Source organism: Streptomyces sp. NPDC001852, assembly GCF_042891825.1.
In the GTDB taxonomy this organism is placed as follows: Bacteria; Actinomycetota; Actinomycetes; order Streptomycetales; family Streptomycetaceae; genus Streptomyces.
Genome location: NZ_JBIATN010000011.1, coordinates 56,632 through 73,420, shown reverse-complemented (window position 1 = coordinate 73,420; position 16,789 = coordinate 56,632). Strand labels below are relative to the sequence as shown.

Below are 16,789 nucleotides of genomic sequence, written 5' to 3'. Positions count from 1 at the left end.
CGACGAGTTGATCAAGAACAGGTTCAGCACTCGAACAGTCCGGCCAGGAGCAACGTCCCGGACCGGAGCCGTTGACGGGATGCCCCGTGATGGGTCTTGGGGCGTGCTGGTCTGAGGGCTCGGCGGGCTGGTGGCTCGGCAATCGGTGGCTGGTCCGGTTACTCGTACCGGTACTTCAGCGAGTCCGCCTCCGCCTGCTCGATGTCGGCGATCGACAGCTCCGGCATCCGCAGCTGGGCCAGTGTCACCTCGGCCGAGGTCGGCTGGGCGTCCGTCGGCAGCCACTGCTCCGGCTTCCAGGCCCCGCTGCGCAGAAGTGACTTGGGGCAGTGCGGGTAGACCTCCTCGATGCCCACCACCAGCGCACTGGCCGGCGGCTTGCCCACGGCGGTCAGCTGCGACAGCAGCTCCGGGCGGGTGGAGACGCAGGCCCGGCCGTTCACCCTGAGCGTCGTGGTGCGCCCCGGGATGACGAACAGGAGCCCGGCCCGTCCGGTGGCGACGACGTTCTGCAAGGTGTCCAGTCGCTTGTTGCCGGTCGCGTCCGGTATCGCCACCGTCCGTGCGTCCAGGACGGCGACGAACCCGGCGGGACCGCCGCGCGGGGAAACATCACAGTTGCCCTCGGCGTCCGCGCTGGCGACCAGGACCAGCGATGAGCAGCCGATCAACCGCTGGGTCTGCTCGGTGAGTTCGGTCATCTGCTTGCGCACGGCCGCGTCGCTGGGGAGTCCGTAGGCCCGGCGCAGCGTCTCCTGGTCGCGCACGGCGTCGAGGTGGAGCGAGTCGAAGGCGCTGCCGGCAAGTTGTGGCGTCATGCCCCCGACCCTAATGGGCCGACCTCCGATTGATCTTGGCTGGTGCGTGCCGCGGACATGCAGGCGGCCGTGCGAGTTGTCTGGTGTGTGAAGATCAGACAGGCTTCCGCGGCCATGTGCCGTCCCGCCATCCGCAGGCTGTCGCGCCAATGTCTGGGTGAGTTGGTCGCTGAACCCGCCCCGGGCTGGGTGGCGCGCTGTGAGTCTGGGCGCCATGAGCGAACGTGAGGGCGATGTGCGGACTTGGCTCACCCGTGAGGCGTTGGGGGTGCTTTCCGAGGTGGGGTCCTCCACGATCGACCGGGCGGTTCGGGAGGTCCGCCGGTGCTGGCGGGCTGCGGGTGGGTGCCGTCCCTGACCGGCCCCGTAATTTGGGGGCGGACCCTGGGTGACGTGTTCGCCTATGCCGAGGCCGAGGGCGTTACCTTGCCGATCGCGGGGCCGGGGACCCAGATGCGCCACTCACACGCAGGCCGTCCCGGTCGGCGGCCCTTCGTCTCCGGCAGGTGCAGGCCCTGATCTCCCGGCTCGATGCTTACGGAACGGGCTGATCACGCCCGCGCGCTGAAAGCCGAGCCGCCTTCACCGGCGTATCCGGCGGCTTTTACCGATGGCTCGTCATGGGAACTGGTGCCCACGTGCTCGGCATGCGGCGCCTGCTTTCGGCCGTCCGTCGCCGGTGCGAGTGGGTGGCCCCGAATGCCTGCTGATCAGCCCAGACGCCAGCGGCTCGACCTTGCACCGAGCGCTGCTGTACCTCACCCCGGAACCCGCACCCCGATCATCAGATCGACGCCCTCTGCGGGCGGCATCGGCCCTGGCGCAGGTGTGGCGGGGAACGCGATCTCGTCGCGGACGCGGGCCTGGACCTCGCCCGCCTGTAGCTGCACATTCCCTGCATGTTCGAGCGGGATCCGCTGGTCGTCCTCATGCCACGCACACCTGGACCAGCAGGCGGAGCACACGAGTCTTCCCGAACGGGCGGTCCACACGGCCGCCGAAGAAATCCTCACACTCGGCGTGCCCGTCGGCTCCGGGAGCACCAGTCCGGCGGCTTTCCTCGACGGAATACGGCACTGGCTGGAATGCCCAGGCAAGAGCGAGGCGACCTGGCAAGCACTTCGGTCGCATCAGCGGATGTGGATTTGGTAAGGGGATATAGGTCAACGCTCACCTTCCTTCTTGAATGACGCATCAGCCGCATCCGTACCCACAGATGCAAGGCAGAAAGAAGTCAGCGGCGACCAGCGTCGGTTGACGGCCTGCCAGGAAGGGATATCACCATGTCCTTTGCCAAGATCATGCTGGCCAAGAAGGCCAAGAAGAAGGAATGCGGCGCGGCCGGCAAGGCCAAGCACCACAAGAAGAAGCACCACCACCGCAAGCACAAGAAGGCTGCCGGCAAGTAGTACGGCGTCGCGGAACACGATCACATAGGCAGACCGTGCCGGGGTCCGTTCGTGCAGCACAGGTGCGCGCCGGGTCCCGGCACGTCGTCGGACCGGGCAGTGCCCAGGAAGCGCCGGCCATGCACAGTGCAGCCCCCGTCACCATGCCCGCGGCCGGATCCGGGGCGGACCCCGCGGCCAGTGCCTCGGCCCGGACGCGGCACGCCCGTATCTCGTCCTTGGCCGCGTTCCGGACGTTCTGGCCGCTGGTCAGCGTCAACCGCCTGGCCGTGCTGGTGTCCGCCGCGTTGCTGGTGGTCTCCGCGGGGTGCGATGCGGGCGCGATCGGGATCGTCGGCGTTCTCACCGACGACGTGCTCACACCCGGCCACCTCGCCGCCTTCTGGGGCCCCGCCGCCCTCTGGCTGGGGCTCGCAGTGGCCGGCGCCGTCGCCTCCGCGGCGGGCGGCTATCTCGCCGGCTGGACCAGCGAGCACTTCCTGCTCGGCCTGCGTGACCGGGCCTTCCATCACCTGCAGCGGGTCCCGCCGGACGCCCTGGACCGCTTCGGCACCGGCGACCTTGTCTCCCGGCTGACCGGCGACATCGAGACCGTCGAGACGCTGGTCGCCTCCGCGCCCGTCGAGCTGATCACCTCCGCCGTTGGTGCGGTGGTGTTCGCCACGGCGGCCTTCTGGACCAGCTGGCAGCTGGCCCTGATCACCCTGGCCGCCGCCCCGTTGATCTGGTTCGGTGCCCGGGCGTTCGGCACCCTGATGCGCTCCGCCACCCGTGCCGAACGCGACAGCAACGGCCGCCTCGCCTCCCTGCTGGAGGAGAGCCTGGCCAACATGCCCCTGGTGCAGGCTTACGGCCGGCAGGAGGCCGAGCACAGCAAGGTGCACCGCGAGGGACGCAGCTGGATGCGTGCCGGACTGCGGCAGATCCGGCTGTCGTCGGTGTACGGGCCGATGGGCGAACTGCTCGAGACACTCAGCGTCTTGGCCGTGATCGGCGCCGGCGCCTGGCAGATATCCCAGCACCACCTCAGCGTCGGCGGCCTGCTCTCCTTCGCCGCTTTCCTCGGCTACCTCCATCCCAGACTCCAGGAACTCGGCGAACTCGTCGTCAGCGCCTCCTCCGCCACCGCCGCCTGCGAACGCCTCATCGAGGTACTGCGCACCGGACCCCTCCCCGAGACCACCCCTCACGAGGGCGTCCCACCGCTCGCCGAACCGGTCCGCGGGGCCGTGACCTTCCAGGATGTCGACTTCTCGTATGCCGGCAGCGCACACCCCGTGCTGGAAGGAGTGCGCCTGGACATCGCACCCGGCCTGCTCGTCGCGGTCACCGGTCCCAGCGGCACCGGCAAGTCCACCCTCGGCAAGCTGCTGCTGCGGTTCCACGAACCGTCCCGGGGCCGCATCCTGCTCGACGGCCGGGACATCGCCGAACTCCCCGTCGAGGAGGTGCGCCGCCACATCACCCTGCTCCCGCAGGACAGCATGCTCTTCGACGGCACGGTCCGCGACAACATCACCTTCGGCCGCCCGGACGCCACCGAGGCCGAGGTGCTCGCTGCCTCCGTCGCGGCCGACGCCCATGACTTCGTCAGCGCCCTGCCCGAGGGCTACGACACCTCGGTCGGCAAACGGGGCAACAACCTTTCCGGTGGCCAGTGCCGCAGGATCGCACTCGCCCGCGCCATGCTCCGCACCGCGCCCGTGCTGATCCTCGACGAACCCACCGCCGGACTCGACGATGCCTCCAGCGCGCGCATCATGGCACCGCTGCGCCGGCTCACCGCCGGGCGCACGACCTTTCTCATCACCCACGACCTGCGCCTGACAACCCAGGCCGACCTCGTCCTCCACCTCACCGACGGCACCGCAGTCATCACGACCCAGGACCAGTCGTCAACAACAGGCGCGCAGCCGGAGCACGAGGCTGCTTGAGAGCCGACATGACAGGCAGGCCGGCGTGAACCCGCTCCACGCGGCCTGCCACGTGCGCACGACCGCCGGGTGACGCCGGCCCGGCTCCGACCCCGTGAAGTCTGCAAGGCCGGCTCGGTCGGGGCCGTGTAGACGGCATTGAGAGCCGGGATCACGGTGGCATGGTGCCGTTCGGAGGCAAGCCGCAGCGGTGCGCGGAACAAGTGGATCACGCACGTCTGGGCCGTGGCCTCGGACCAGGCCGCCGTCACCGCATCGGGCAGGCCCTTCAGACCGTCGCAGGCGACGATGCACACGTCTTTCACTCCGCGGTTGCGCAGTTCGGACAGCACCGTCATACAGGTGGTGGGCTCCTTCGCCCTCGTCGCCTACGCACAGGCCGTGGAGGTCCCTGCGGCCGTCCTGTCGACTCCGACGGCCAGGTAGACCTGCTTGGAGACAACAGAGCCGGACCGGATATTGATCCACAGTGCGTAGATGCAGATGATCGGCCAGACGGCGTCCAGCGGGCGGCTCTGCCAGGTGGTGAGCTCGTCGGCGACTGCGTCGGTGACCTTGCTGATCAGGTCTGGTGAGACCCGTGTCGTACATGTCGGGGAGGAGGGCGCGGACGTCCGCGCTGAGATGCCGCGGCCGTACAACGAGAGGATCTCTTCGTTGAAGTCGGCCAGCCGCCAGCCGCCAGCCGCCGGCCGCCGGGCGCGCTTGGGCACCAAGTCCGGCTTGAAGGAGCCGTTGCGGTCCCGGGCAATCGCAACGGTGACCCCACCCGCGTCGGTCAGGGCGGTCGTCGACGCGGTCCCGTTGTGGCTGTTGCCCAAGCCGCGGCCGGCCGGATCGTGCCTCTCGTAGCCAAGGTGCTCGCTCATCTCGGTGTCCAGAGCCCGCTCCAGCACGGCCCGGGTGACCTCGGTCAGCAGCCCGCCCTCGCCCAGCAGGGCGGCTCCGAAGGGGTCGGGTCCATCAGCCGCTCGACGGCCTTGTGCACGAGCTTGTCCTCGAACGGCTCGACGGCCAGGGCCTTTTCGTCGTCCGTCAAGCTGTGTCCGACCGTCCCGGCTGACCAGGGGCCCCAGGCCGAGCCTCGGCCAGCCTGTCGCATCACGGATCTACGTGATCTTTCAGACGCGCTCGCCTCCGTGAGGGGTGCTCGCACCCTCGGCTATGGACGGTCGTGGTACACCACTCGTCGTGGTACACCGCCCCGGGGCGCAGGGCTTCGGACGTGGCGAACAACTGGGGCACCGTGACCAGGACATAGCCGCGAGCCTGGAGGGTGCGGACGATGGTGGGGACCGCCGGCGGGGTGGTCGCGTACCGGTCGTGCAGGACGACGATCGCGCCCCGTCGTACGCGTGTCAGCACCCGGTCCTCGATCAGGTGGGGGTTGTGGTTCTTCCAGTCCCTTGCGCTGACGCTCCACATCACCACCGACAGCCGCGCCGCGTCGGCCGCCGACCGCACCTTGTCGTTCCAGGCTCCGAAGGGGGGCCTGAAGAGGGTCGGGCGATGCCCGGTGACCGAGGCGATCTGCGCCGCCGCGGTGTTCAGCTCATGGTCGATCCGGGCGGGCGGGAGGCGGGTGAGGCGTGGGTGGGTGACCGTGTGGTCGCCGATCGCGTCACCGTCGCGCTGCTCCCTGAGGACGATGTTCCGGTACTGCAGAGCCCGCGGTCCGATGAGGAAGAAGGTGGCGACGGCATGCCGGCGCTCCAGTGTCGCGAGAATGGGCACCGTGTACGGGGTCGGCCCATCGTCGAAGGTCAGGGCGACACACTTGGTGACCCGGCAGTCCACGGCGGCAGCCGGTGTCCCGGCGGCGGATCCGGAGAGTCCGGCGGGCGCGTGGGAGAGAGCGGCGATGGGTGGCGAGGCGATTGCGGCCGCGACCGTGCACGCGGCTGCGGCCGTCACCATGCACCGCCACCCTGTTCTTGCAGCCATTCAGCCACTCCGATGACAGCACGGTGATCGTGTCTTCAGGGTCGGCGGTCCGACCGGATCCGGCATCACATGATGGGTGTGAGAAGCTCCAAAAACAGCTAAGTTCTGTGTAAATCGCCTGGTAGGAGAGTCAGGCTTAGGCCTCCGCCTCATACCTGTTCCTAGCTTCCACGCCGAGAAGGAGCCGCCATGCGATGGACCACGAACGACCTTCCCAGACCCACCGGCCGCAGCTCCGTGGTCACCGACGCCAACAGTGGGCTCGGATTCATCACCGCGCGCGAGCTGGCCCGTGGTCGGCAGGAGACCGCCCGACGGGGCACCCTGCTGACGGTACTGGGACGCCCGCGCGAGGTCATGCGCGGAGGCGCTCGATTTCCACCGCCCCGCTGATCGTCTGTACGCCTGCGCGACCCGGCTGATGCGCTTGTTCATCGATCTTGGTGGGGACCTGCTCCGGCGCACCTCTCATGAGCCCGCCGACCAGCGCGGACACCCTGGCGGGCCGTCTCGACGACCTCCGCCGTCGGCACTGCCACCTGCAGGCTGGCCCGCTCCGGAGGAAGACAGACGCGACGTGGAGCGCGGCTTCGTAGTGGACAGCAAGTGTGGTGGTTCGCATCGCGATGCCGGGCCACAGCCTCGGCCGGTTGATCGTTCGTTCGACGGCGTTGTGCTGCTTGTAGGCGGTTTTTCATCGCAGGGGGAAGACGCCGTCCACGAGGGCGACCGGTGGGGCCGCCGTGCCCCAGGTCCGGTAGCGCGTGCGGATTCGGCGGCTTGCACGTGCCTGACCCTTGCGGCGTCCCGGCGCGTCGCAGCCACCGCCGCTGTCGGGAGCGGCGTGGCCGGTCCGCGCGCTCGGCAGGGGCTGTGACGGCGGAGCGGATGCCGGAGGGGCGGCCCCGCCTGGGTCTCGTTCTCCGTCTCCGGCTCGGGGACGATCAGTTGTCACAGCCCACGGCTTCGTCCATGGCACACCCGGAGTGATCGGGCCGGGGAGCCGTCGTGACTACTCCAACGGGTGCAGCGGGTGCTGGGCGTACGGGAGTGCTGGTTGCAGGGGAGCGCCAAGAGTGGTGCGGCCGGGCGAGGCGAGGGCCGACGCAGGTGTCGGGGAGCCGTAGCGGTGGCCTTGGGGCTGCTGTGTTGTCGGGGACGGGGAGGCGGAGGCGCTGGTCGGCGAGGTGGCCTGGGTGGTGGTCGGACCTGCGCCCTTGCCGGCCGGCGGGGTGCTCGGTGACGCGGACGGCGTGCTCGGCGACGTGGAGGGGGAGGTGCTGGTCGTGGGAGCGGCCGAGGGAGGCGTCCGGCCGAGCGCTGTCAACACCGCGTCGGTGACCATTCCGTCCGCGTTCGCGGTGAGGACGACGGGGTCGGCGGCGCCGAGCAGATGATCGCAGCCCAGGTTGGTGAACGTCTGGTTGGCCCGTGCCGCGAGGAAACCGAAGAGGTTTGGCGCCATTGCCGGGTCGGGCGAGGGTGCCTTCTCGAAGAGTGCCTTGTCCTTGAAGACGCGCTGGATGCCGGCCGGATCGCGGAAGAGGGTGGTACAGAAGGCCGCTCCGTCACCGTCGGCGCCGGCACCGACCGCGGGCATGTCGACACCGGTGCGGTAGGCGTTGGTCTTCGCGATGCTGTCGCGGCCGTCGACGAGCGTCATCGGGTCGTTCCGCGGGACAAGAGCGATCGGCGCTTTCTGGTGTGCCGCGGCAGACAGTTCGTCCAGCGCGAGGGCGGACGTGGCCCGGCCGTCGCCGGACTGGTCGGGCGCGGTGAAGGGCTTGCAGCCGAGGGCAGGATCCATGAACTGGGTCAGCAACAGGTTGTCGCTGCCGTTGGCCAGGTCCTTGGGGGCGCGGGTTGTCGCCGACCTGGACCTGCCGTTGTGCCGGTGGTATCGGTCGCCGCGGTTGGTCAGCCGGGCGGCCTTCTTGAGCGCGGCCCTGCTCGCGGCGTTGTTCTGGGCGATACGGCCGTGCGCGTCGGCGAGGTAGTGGGTCACCACGTTGTCGCTTCCGTTCTGGTCCACGACGGAGAAGTCCCGCGTGGTCGGGCAGGGCAGGCCGTCCTTGGCTCTGCCGAGCGCCGGAATCCTGAGGTGCCCCTTGGCTATCTGGGCGTTGGCAGCCCGGAAGAAGGCCGCCGCATTGCAGTATGCGAACTGGCCGAAGACCGATCCCGACAGGCCGTTGACACACTGGCCCCGGGCTGGACCGTCCCGACGGCCGCTCGCCCGCAAGGTCAGCTCAGCGCTGTTGAAACCGAACCAGATACCCACGGTCGAGCCGCGCGGCACCGAGGGCCGGGCGGTGGGCGCGGCCGGTCTCGTTCCCTTGTCGATCACCAGCGGGTTGTAGACGGTCAGCTTGCCGTTCGGGGTGACGATCGCGGCCTCCACGAACGCCGACTGGTCGGGGTTGCCCTCGTGACAGGGTCCCTGTGCCGGATCGGTCGCGACGAGTCTGTACGGCGTGGCCAGGCCACGGGCGGTGAGCGGATTGTCCGGCACCAACAGCGTGCAGTTCGGATCGGGTTTGCGGTCCGCTGAGTCGGGCTGCGCGGGGGCTGCCTGGTTCTTTTGCGGGCGGTGCTGGGCACGGACATCCGCCGCGAACACCGACCCCGCGACGACGGCGAGAATCACGGGGCCGCCGATCAGCGCGAGTGACACCTTCGACAGCTTCCGGTGCCGGGCGTGTTCCCGCCGCGCAGTACGCGACGACTGTGTCAGGTCCTTGCGGGCCACTGCGGTGCTCCTCACTGTGCGTCCCTCCGTGGGGAGTGGCCCACGGCGCGCGGGCGCACGACGGTCATGACAGTGCGGACCCTTCTGGGCGTGGCGGAGGGATGGGCAACCGGATCGCCCCGCACGACGGATCCCATCGCGGTACGTGCCGCACTCACGGGCGGTTCAACGGCCGCGCCAGACATTGCCGAACCTTGAACGAGCGGGAGGCTGAATCCACGGTGGGCGCACGCTGACGAGAGGTCAGCCGGATCGTCTCGGGGCGGACCGCGAATGGGCCATCGGGCGGGGGAGTCGTCGTGACTGCTCCGCAGGGTGCAGGAGAGGAACGTCGTGCTGTGATGCCGCCCCGTGGGTAACGGAGCACATCGAGAACCGGAGTCCATCAGCCTGTTCCGGAACTCCTTGCATTCTTCAGCGCACGTGGGAGTGCCCGCCCCGGGTGAGCAGGGCGTAGGCCTGATCGGAAGGCCCTCGTCACCGGCGGTTGATTACTCGGGGCTCGGCCGGGAGACCACCCGGGCGCTCGCCAAGTCCCGGGCCCATGTGGTCGTGCCGGTCCGTCGCCCGGACACAGCCGAGCAGACGCTGATGGACGTCCCCGGAGTCGCCCGGAATGCCGGCCTTGCGCGCGCTCCACCGTGCCCAGCCCAAGGGAGGCGTAGACCCGCTGGGGCTTGAGCGTCGATGCCGGCGAGCAGGCGGCGCTCGCTGAATTCCTGAGCAGTTGCCCGGACGTTCCCGTCGCCGTGACCCAGGCCCGCTGACCTCCGCCCCGCGTCCTGGCCCCTCCGCCTGCGCCGGGGCCCCGGGTCGGTGGGCCCGATCCGCATCGCCGGGGGCTACTGTCTGCAGTCGGCCGGCCAGGTCGGCGGCCCGGGCCCTACAACTTTCTCGCCCAGGCCCTCGGCCGCTCCGGCAAGGTAGCCGTCGCGAAGTACGCCTGGTCCGGCAGGGAGCGACTTGGCCTGCTCGGCGTCCGGGGCGACGTCCTGGCCTCCACGGGATGTGTTGGCCGGGCGAGGTCCGCGCCCCATCGAACTGCTTGCCGCTGCCGGTCGAGGTGTCCGACGAGGAGATCGAGAGCGCGCCTGCGCTGATGGACATAGTGACGGTGGACACGCTCGGGCCCCGACTTCGGGGACCGCTGTACCCAGGCCGGCGCCCTGATCAGCGGGGCGCAGAGTGAGGCCGCGATCACGGGTTCCGTACGAGATGTCTGCGCGTCTGAACGAGTGAGAATTTTCCGGCTCCTCCGGGTCCTGTCTCCCGGAGAATCCGCGCCTCACCTCCGTCACAGGGAGGTCGTACCTGGGGTTCCCTCGATCCAGGGTCTCGCTACCCACGGGCGGGCGGCTGCCGAGCGTCCTGAATCGTCACGCTGTGTCGAAGTCCGACCGGGGCCGGACCTCCACGACGAAGTCTGCGTCCTCCATTCGGCCCGCCTCGTCGTGCCAGAGGAAGACGCGCACGTGCATGGCGTGGTGGAGGCCGGTCCTCTCCCACTCGGTCATGAGGTCGGCGACGATACGGCCGATGGCGTGCTTGGCGCCCTCGTCCGTGTCGGCTGCGGTGATCACGCCGTGCCACTGTTCGGGGTCGTTGCCGTAGGGGCGCCAGCCCTCGGACCCGTGCGGCTCGAACACCCGGTAGGTCCAGTCCGTATTGGTGTTCATAACACCGATCGTGTCACCGCAGGGAGCCTCATGCGCCGTATCGGATGAACGAGCCGGGCGCCTCGATCGGCGAGGGTGAGCCCCTGGTCTTGGTGCCGCGACTGCATCCTGGCCGCCGCGAAGCAGCCGGCGTGTGAGGGGGCCGCCGGGCCCGGTGAGACGTAGCGGCCGGGGTCACCGGTCGGAGGGGGACGCGGCCGCAGGCCGTTCAGGAGGCCGGGTCGGTGGTCCTTCGCCGGGTCTCGCGCAGGTGGAGGTCGACGTACCGGGCGAGGGTCAGCGCGTCCTGCGGTTCGTCGGCCTGGAAGGAGACACGGCGCAGCAGTCGCACGTTGTCGAGTGCGACACCCTCACGGGCCAGGACGAAGAGGAGGGTGAGGAGGGCGGAGCGGGCGTTACCGTCGTCGAAGGGGTGGAAGAAGCAGACGTCGAGGAAGGCGCGTGCGGCCCGGGCGGTCAGCGGGAGGGGCCGGGCGGCGTCCCTCACGCTCTCGGCCAGGCAGGCGTCGAGGCGGGCGCGGGTGTCCGGGCCGATGCCGTACCGTTCCCGGCCGCCCTTGGCGAAGGCGGTCAGAGTGCGGAACGGCGGCGGCCCGGACGTGCCCAGGACGTGTCGTTGCCAGCCCTGGATCAGGTCGAAGTCGAGCCGGTCGCCGCGCGCGGCGTCGGCCCGCATCAGCCCCAGGGCGGTGAGCAGGCCCTGTCCGCGGGCGGGGTCCAGGACTGCGTCGAAGGTGCGGATCTCCTCCGCCGCTCCGTCGCGGGACGGCGTCACCGGTCCGTCCCCGGTGCTGTCCTGGGCCTCAAGCCACGGCACGGTTTCCCGCACCGCGAGCCAGCGCTCCAGGTGGTCGGGCAGCGGCGACTCGGCGGCCCGGGCGTCCGCGTGCGGCCGCACGGAGGCCGCGAGCCGCTCGGCGATGTCCTCGACCAGTACCGGGTCGGGGCCGGTCCAGCTCTTGAACCGGCCGCCGATCGCCCGGTCCACCAGGCGCCCGGCGCCGTCGGCCGCGACGCCCCAGCGGGTGAGGAACCAGCTGAGTACCTGATGGCAGTGCCCGTACCAGGCGCTGCCGCAGCCGGTGCGGTCGGTGACGTGCAGGATCAGGTTGTGGGCGGTGCGGTCCCACAAGATCCGCTGGTCGTCTATGTCGGCCAGGTCCAGCGGGTAGGCCTCGAATCGTGTGGCCAGGCTCTCCAGCCACTCACGCCACTCGCGCAGCGCCGCGGTCACGCGATCGAGGGTCTCGTCCGGGGTGGTGACCGAGTGCTGGGGGCAGCACCAGTTGCCGACCGGACCCCCGTCGAAGTCCCCTTCGTCGTGCGCCCACCGCCAGCCGGCGACCCAGGGGCCGTAGTGCTCGGCCAGGGCGTACGTCATGGCGTCGGACCAGGGTCTTGCCTCGCCCCAGCTCCACTCGTGCAGGGCCCGGTCACCCGGCGGTACGTCGGGGCGTCGGGGCACCCGCCCGGCCGGCCCGAGCGATCGCACCACCCGCGCCGCCGATTCTCCGTCGAACGGATGACGGGCGGGATCCACCTCGTCCCAGGTCAGATTGCGGGGGGACAGCTCCGTGATCACCGCGCAAGTCTCCCGGCCCACCAGCACCGGTTCAACCCGATTACCGGTCGGTGGCCCGAACCCGTCCGAACCGCGGCCCCCGGCCTCTGGCGGCTGCGTCGTGCGGGTCGCGGCCACCGCACGCTGCGCCGCCCACGCGGGCGTGTACCCCCTGCCCGTCGACCGCTTCCGCTGCCCCCAGCACCTGCCTGATCGCCGTGAACCCACCCGCTCATCGGCCCGCCCCGCCGTCGACCGCTCCCTCACCGCCCGGCCGTCCACCAGCCCCACAGGCCCTCGCTGCGGTAGCGGCCGCGCATGCGCCCTACCATCGCCATCCGGTCGAACCGCCGGCGCCGCGCGGTCCCACCGAGTTTGCGCATCACCTCGTCCAGGGCCTGGACCAGATGCGGAACGTTCGGATTCCGACGGCACCGCCCGCCACCGGCCCGGCTGCGCGAGCGCCACGACCGGCAGATGGGCATGCTCGCTCACGCCCCACTCCTGCGGCGGGCCCGGCAGTTCCAACGAGTCGAATTGGATCTCCTCGCCCGGCGGATGCGCGATCACCGCGACGTTCCGGCCGGTCGACGCATGACAGGACTCGCAGTGCGGTCGGACCTGATAGCGACGAAGAGCCCGGGTGAACGTCGAGTACGCCCCCTGGTCACCCAGCGCGGCACCTCGTCGAACAAGGTCGAGGCCCACAAGTGAGGGTCGTCATCGTCTTGCGGCCCCGGCCCGGGTGCCGTGCGATCGCCGAGTTCGTCCACCCCGGCGACGCAGAGGGCGAGCATCCACGTCTGGCAGGTTTGCCCCATGCTTTGGCAGGAGGTGGGGAATTTCAATTTCAAATAGCGCCGTCAGCCCCGCCAGCACAGTTCGAGGGTCACAAGAGAGGCAAAGAGCCCCCGACAGGTACGCACACCGGCATGATCGGGGCATGGCTGGTCTCGGGGGGCGCCGCCACCGGCGTACATGGCAACTCATCGGTTTCCTGTCCGCGGTGGCAATCGTACTGGGCGTGGGCTTCGCCGTGTGGAACATCGTCCACGGGCGGCTCCAGCCCGTTGATACCGCGGGTCTTCTCGGGCTTCCCCTTGCTATCGCTGGTCTTGTGGCCGCTGTTGTGGCGCTGCGCAAGCCGATCGAAGGCAACGACGCCGAGCTGGCGCGGGGCTGGGCCAAGACGCTCGCCCGGCAGGTCGAGACAGGCGAGGGCCAGGTCCGACGGCAGTTGCTCGGCGCCGACACTCAGCGCATCAACCTCGCCTATGTTCTGCACCCCACGGGAGACCGTGCGGCCACCGCCCCGCCGGCGGGGCGGACCTTCACCGATGCGGCCGCCTCCACGCTGCCTGATGTGGTGAACTACTACCGCGCCACCAGGCCGCGGCGTCTGGTCATCACCGGCGCCGGCGGGGCCGGCAAGACTGTTCTAGCCCTGGAACTCCTGCTCGCCCTCATCGAGGACCGGGCGGAGGACGAGCCAGTACCGGTCCGCGTTCCGCTCGCCCAGTGGGACACCAGCCAGCCGCTGACCGACCTGCTGGTGCAGCGCCTGACAGACACCTACGACTGGCCCGCCGACCTCGCCGCCGCCCTGGTCGACCAGGGCATGGTGCTGCCTGTACTGGACGGACTCGACGAGATGGACCCCGTGCGCGACGACGGCGCCCCCGACACCGGAGCGCCGCGGGCCCTCGCTGCCCTGGAAGCCCTCAATGCCTACCAAGACGGCCGGGACCCAGGGCCGCTGGTCCTGACCTGCCGCACCGGCTACTACAACGCACTCGGTCCCACTGCCTGGCTGGTCGACTCAGCCCGCATCGCCATCGCCCCCGTCGATACCGAGCGCGCCCTCACATACCTGCGCGACCGCTCCCGCGACTCCTCACGCTGGCAACCTCTTCTCGACCATCTCCAGGCGCAGCCCACCGGTCCGCTCGCTGCCACTTTGTCCACCCCCTGGCGCCTGTGTCTGGCCGCCACCGTCTACCACCGCACCGGCAACCCCACCGAACTCCTCCACATCCCCACCGCACACGACCTCGACCAGCACCTCCTGGCCCGCTACATCCCCGCCGCCACTGCCAACACCCCAAACCCCCGCCGCTACCCACCCCACCAGGTCCACCGCTGGCTCCACCACTTCGCCGCTCACCTCAACACGCAGCAGGCTGGCCCGACTGCTGGCGGCGACAATCCGGCGCCCACCCGCGGATCAAGGACCGATCTCATCCCGCACCGTCTGTGGCCGATGGCCGGGCCACGCCGTGTACGCGCCACCGACAGCGTCCTGACCTCGAGTCTTCTTCTCATCTTCTGCCTGGGCACCGCCCTCACCCTCCGCGCGCCAGCCGCGGTAACCGGGATTGCTGCAGCAGCAGTTCTCGACGCGGCATTCACTGCGGGATCATCCCGGGTACGAGAGCCCCGACGGCCCAACTGGCGTCGGTTCAGGCGCCGGCACACGATCCTCCTCGTCGGCCTCAGCATCGTGCTGAGCTGTGTGATCACCGTGGTCAACGCCGTGGTCGGGAAGTACACCAGCGGGTTTGCGGGCGGCGCTCTCGGCGGAACAGCAGGTGGGCTCGGCGGACAGATCGCGCCCACACTGACCCTCGGCCTCGCTCTGGGACTCGTGATCGGCCTTTCCGTATCCATCGAGGAACCGCCCTCGCCCGCGGCCCGGATCCAGGACATCGTCCGTAACGACCTCATATGGTCCATGACCATCGGAGTGCTCCTGGGCAGCGCGTGCGGCATCGTCTACGGCTTCACATATGGACCTAGTGCTGGAGCCGCGACCGCTGTCACGATCGGGCTCTGGTGCAGCGCGGGCCTCGGCACACCTGGTGTTCGCGCAACGAGTCCGGGACGCCGCTACCTGGTATTTGTCCTCTGCTCCAGCACTCAGGGCACCACCCCTCTCCGCTTGCACACGTTCCTGAACTGGGCTGCCGAGGCAGGCATGCTGCGGCGGTCCGGGCCCGCCTACCAATTCCGCCACCGCGAACTGCAGCAATGGCTCACCCACCACCCCAACCCCTGAACTGCCGATTCCACGGTCAAGAACACGTGGTGTATCGACTCAGAGGGGGCAGCCCAGCCGGTTGGTGCACGGCGCTGGTGCGGGCCTGGGCGAGTGCCTTGCCCGCTGCGCGGTGGCGGTGGTGAGGCTGGGCTCGGGCGCCGCTGAGGCGGCCGTGATGGTCGGCTCCTGCTCGAGTAGTTGGGCCGTCCGCGAGGTGATGCCCCCGCGAGGAGAGGAGTCGCGGCGGCCGACGGGGCGGCCGGGGGAGGAACCGGGGCCGGGGCAGGCAGCGAGACAGGTAAGGACGTCGCCGCGATGCCGGTGATCCAGCGTCGCCACCACTGCCGGCTCCGGCCGCGGCCGGATGCCCGGCAGATTCGCAGGTGCGCCTCGCGGCTCGCGCCCGGCGGTGGCGGCGAGCACTTCCCCGGCGAGGCGCCGCCCGCCACGCCGGCTCGGCGGTGATGCAGTGGTAGATGTTGATGTAGGGACGGTGTTCGGTCGGGCGAAGGCCGCATGCGGTCAGGAACGTCACGAGTTGGGCGGCGGTGGTCGGCAGTCCTTTGCGGTTGATGATGATCTGCCAGGCGGCGCACGGCAGTTGGTGTTGGCCGTGGGTGAGACGGCCGTCGCTCAGGCAGGAGGCGCCGGCCCGCGCATGGGCGGTGGCCAGAGCGGCACCGAGGTCGTCCTTGTCCAGGGCCTCGTGTAGGCGAGGCGGGAGTGGTCGTCGCGCGCCGAATGCAGGTACGTGTATCCGCCCCTGCCGGTGCCGGTGCCGGTGCCGGTGCGTTTGCAGGCGCGGGCGGACTCGGTCGTTGAGTCCTCGCCTCGCGAGGATGGGGTGGACGGTCGTCGGCGAGTGTGACGCCGTGCAGCCGTCGTAGGTCGGCGGCGAGCCGGGCTGGCCCGTGCTTGGTCTTCCGTCGCTGCGCCTCCACCAGGTCGGCGAGGTCCTCGGGGGTGCGGGCGGGGCTGGTGGAGGGGCGGGAGGAGTGGTCGAGCAGTCCGTTCTCGCCGTGCGCCCGCCAGCGGGCGTACCACTTGGCCAGGCAGCGGCGGGAGATCCCGCTTTCGCAGCGACGTGCGCGATCGGACGTGCGGCGTCGATCCGCAGGCACAAGCGCAGACGTCCGTCGGGGGTCAGCGGTGCGCTCCGATGCCCCTGCTGGTAGCGCTCCTGGACCTGGCGGCCGCGTTCACCGGGAGCCCCCGGGATCTCAGGGCTCCCGCGCGAGCGGCTGTGCGTGGCGTCAGCGTGCGAACTTCTCGATGGCCGCCGGGGTGACGGGGGTGAAGAAGTTGACCAGGTTGCCGTCGGGGTCGCGGAACAGCAGGGACCGGTTGCCCCAGGGCATCGTGGTGGGCCCGTTGACGAAGTCGGTGACGAAGCCGGTCAGGTTCCGGTGAACGCGGTCCACGTCGTCGACGAGGAACTCGGTGATCACGCTGTGGTTGGCCGCCGGGCGGGCAGAGCCCGGGGCGAACAGCGGGACCGTGCGGGTGCCGGCGATCGCGAGGGTGGCGCCCGCGGTCCTGAGTTCGGCGAAGTCCTCGGTGGCCCAGATCGCCCGCGCCCCGGTGGCTCGCTCGTAGAACTCGACGAGACGCGCTACGTCGCTGGTGATGATGCGGATCGAGACGAAGTCCATGGGGGTCTC

General features: G+C 70.2%; 13 protein-coding genes and 1 pseudogene. 4 read left to right on the top strand and 10 right to left on the bottom strand.

All coding sequences use genetic code 11. The features are described from left to right. Window positions 1-158 precede the first annotated feature (158 nt). Entirely contained in the window at window positions 159-818 is a 660-nt protein-coding gene (locus ACFYZB_RS20325; RefSeq protein ID WP_388760295.1) for an MSMEG_1061 family FMN-dependent PPOX-type flavoprotein, read from the bottom strand. 1,283 nt (window positions 819-2,101) lie between these two features. On the opposite strand from ACFYZB_RS20325, the gene ACFYZB_RS20320 reads away from it, so the two are divergent. Continuing rightward, window positions 2,102-2,227, top strand: a complete 126-nt coding sequence (locus tag ACFYZB_RS20320; RefSeq protein ID WP_351213964.1) for a hypothetical protein — start codon at window positions 2,102-2,104, stop codon at window positions 2,225-2,227. 119 nt (window positions 2,228-2,346) lie between these two features. Then, complete coding sequence (locus ACFYZB_RS20315) at window positions 2,347-4,161, top strand: ABC transporter ATP-binding protein (RefSeq protein ID WP_388760292.1); 1,815 nt, start codon at window positions 2,347-2,349, stop codon at window positions 4,159-4,161. Between the two features lie 179 nt (window positions 4,162-4,340). On the opposite strand, the pseudogene ACFYZB_RS20310 reads toward ACFYZB_RS20315, so the two are convergent. The 3 genes and pseudogenes from ACFYZB_RS20310 to ACFYZB_RS20300 all read right to left on the bottom strand — a co-directional run. Beyond that, window positions 4,341-5,057, bottom strand: a pseudogene (locus tag ACFYZB_RS20310) (transposase); the annotation flags it as partial. A 17-nt stretch (window positions 5,058-5,074) separates the two neighbouring features. Next, window positions 5,075-5,200, bottom strand: coding sequence for a hypothetical protein (locus tag ACFYZB_RS20305; protein ID WP_388760289.1), 126 nt, complete (start codon window positions 5,198-5,200; stop codon window positions 5,075-5,077). A gap of 62 nt (window positions 5,201-5,262) precedes the next feature. Then, entirely contained in the window at window positions 5,263-6,078 is an 816-nt protein-coding gene (locus ACFYZB_RS20300) for a polysaccharide deacetylase family protein (protein WP_388760286.1), read from the bottom strand. A gap of 216 nt (window positions 6,079-6,294) precedes the next feature. Between ACFYZB_RS20300 and ACFYZB_RS20295 the strand changes: the two genes are divergently transcribed. Continuing rightward, window positions 6,295-6,498 carry a hypothetical protein gene (locus tag ACFYZB_RS20295; protein WP_388760283.1) on the top strand — a complete coding sequence of 68 codons (204 nt, stop codon included), beginning with the start codon at window positions 6,295-6,297 and terminating at the stop codon, window positions 6,496-6,498. 619 nt (window positions 6,499-7,117) lie between these two features. Here the strand turns inward: ACFYZB_RS20295 and ACFYZB_RS20290 are convergent. From ACFYZB_RS20290 to ACFYZB_RS20275, 4 genes are all read right to left on the bottom strand, one after another. After that, window positions 7,118-8,854, bottom strand: coding sequence for a hypothetical protein (locus tag ACFYZB_RS20290; protein WP_388760280.1), 1,737 nt, complete (start codon window positions 8,852-8,854; stop codon window positions 7,118-7,120). A gap of 1,376 nt (window positions 8,855-10,230) precedes the next feature. Further along, window positions 10,231-10,530 carry a hypothetical protein gene (locus tag ACFYZB_RS20285; RefSeq protein ID WP_388760276.1) on the bottom strand — a complete coding sequence of 100 codons (300 nt, stop codon included), beginning with the start codon at window positions 10,528-10,530 and terminating at the stop codon, window positions 10,231-10,233. A gap of 208 nt (window positions 10,531-10,738) precedes the next feature. Then, window positions 10,739-12,112: a Fic family protein gene (locus ACFYZB_RS20280; protein ID WP_388760273.1), complete on the bottom strand. Its 1,374-nt coding sequence runs from the start codon at window positions 12,110-12,112 to the stop codon at window positions 10,739-10,741. 242 nt (window positions 12,113-12,354) lie between these two features. Next, window positions 12,355-12,576 (bottom strand): hypothetical protein, encoded by a 222-nt coding sequence (locus ACFYZB_RS20275; protein WP_388760270.1) that lies wholly within the window; start codon window positions 12,574-12,576, stop codon window positions 12,355-12,357. Between the two features lie 632 nt (window positions 12,577-13,208). Between ACFYZB_RS20275 and ACFYZB_RS20270 the strand changes: the two genes are divergently transcribed. Further along, the gene (locus tag ACFYZB_RS20270; protein WP_388760266.1) at window positions 13,209-15,146 is read left to right on the top strand and encodes an NACHT domain-containing protein; all 1,938 of its coding nucleotides are present in this window, start codon (window positions 13,209-13,211) and stop codon (window positions 15,144-15,146) included. On the opposite strand, the gene ACFYZB_RS20265 is transcribed toward ACFYZB_RS20270, so the two are convergent. Together ACFYZB_RS20265 and ACFYZB_RS20260 are read right to left on the bottom strand one after the other, a co-directional pair. Further along, a complete protein-coding gene (locus ACFYZB_RS20265; protein ID WP_388760264.1) occupies window positions 15,089-16,249 on the bottom strand; it encodes a helix-turn-helix domain-containing protein in 1,161 nt (386 codons plus the stop codon). The genes ACFYZB_RS20270 and ACFYZB_RS20265 overlap by 58 nt on opposite strands. 132 nt (window positions 16,250-16,381) lie before the next feature. Beyond that, window positions 16,382-16,780 carry a VOC family protein gene (locus ACFYZB_RS20260; protein WP_388760262.1) on the bottom strand — a complete coding sequence of 133 codons (399 nt, stop codon included), beginning with the start codon at window positions 16,778-16,780 and terminating at the stop codon, window positions 16,382-16,384. Window positions 16,781-16,789 lie beyond the last annotated feature (9 nt).

Coding starts and splice junctions, on each gene's coding strand:
- ACFYZB_RS20325 (WP_388760295.1), bottom strand. CDS start 818: ATGACGCCACAACTTGCCGGCAGCGCCTTCGACTCGCTCCACCTCGAC.
- ACFYZB_RS20320 (WP_351213964.1), top strand. CDS start 2,102: ATGTCCTTTGCCAAGATCATGCTGGCCAAGAAGGCCAAGAAGAAGGAA.
- ACFYZB_RS20315 (WP_388760292.1), top strand. CDS start 2,347: ATGCACAGTGCAGCCCCCGTCACCATGCCCGCGGCCGGATCCGGGGCG.
- ACFYZB_RS20300 (WP_388760286.1), bottom strand. CDS start 6,078: ATGGTGACGGCCGCAGCCGCGTGCACGGTCGCGGCCGCAATCGCCTCG.
- ACFYZB_RS20295 (WP_388760283.1), top strand. CDS start 6,295: ATGCGATGGACCACGAACGACCTTCCCAGACCCACCGGCCGCAGCTCC.
- ACFYZB_RS20285 (WP_388760276.1), bottom strand. CDS start 10,530: ATGAACACCAATACGGACTGGACCTACCGGGTGTTCGAGCCGCACGGG.
- ACFYZB_RS20275 (WP_388760270.1), bottom strand. CDS start 12,576: ATGCCCATCTGCCGGTCGTGGCGCTCGCGCAGCCGGGCCGGTGGCGGG.
- ACFYZB_RS20260 (WP_388760262.1), bottom strand. CDS start 16,780: ATGGACTTCGTCTCGATCCGCATCATCACCAGCGACGTAGCGCGTCTC.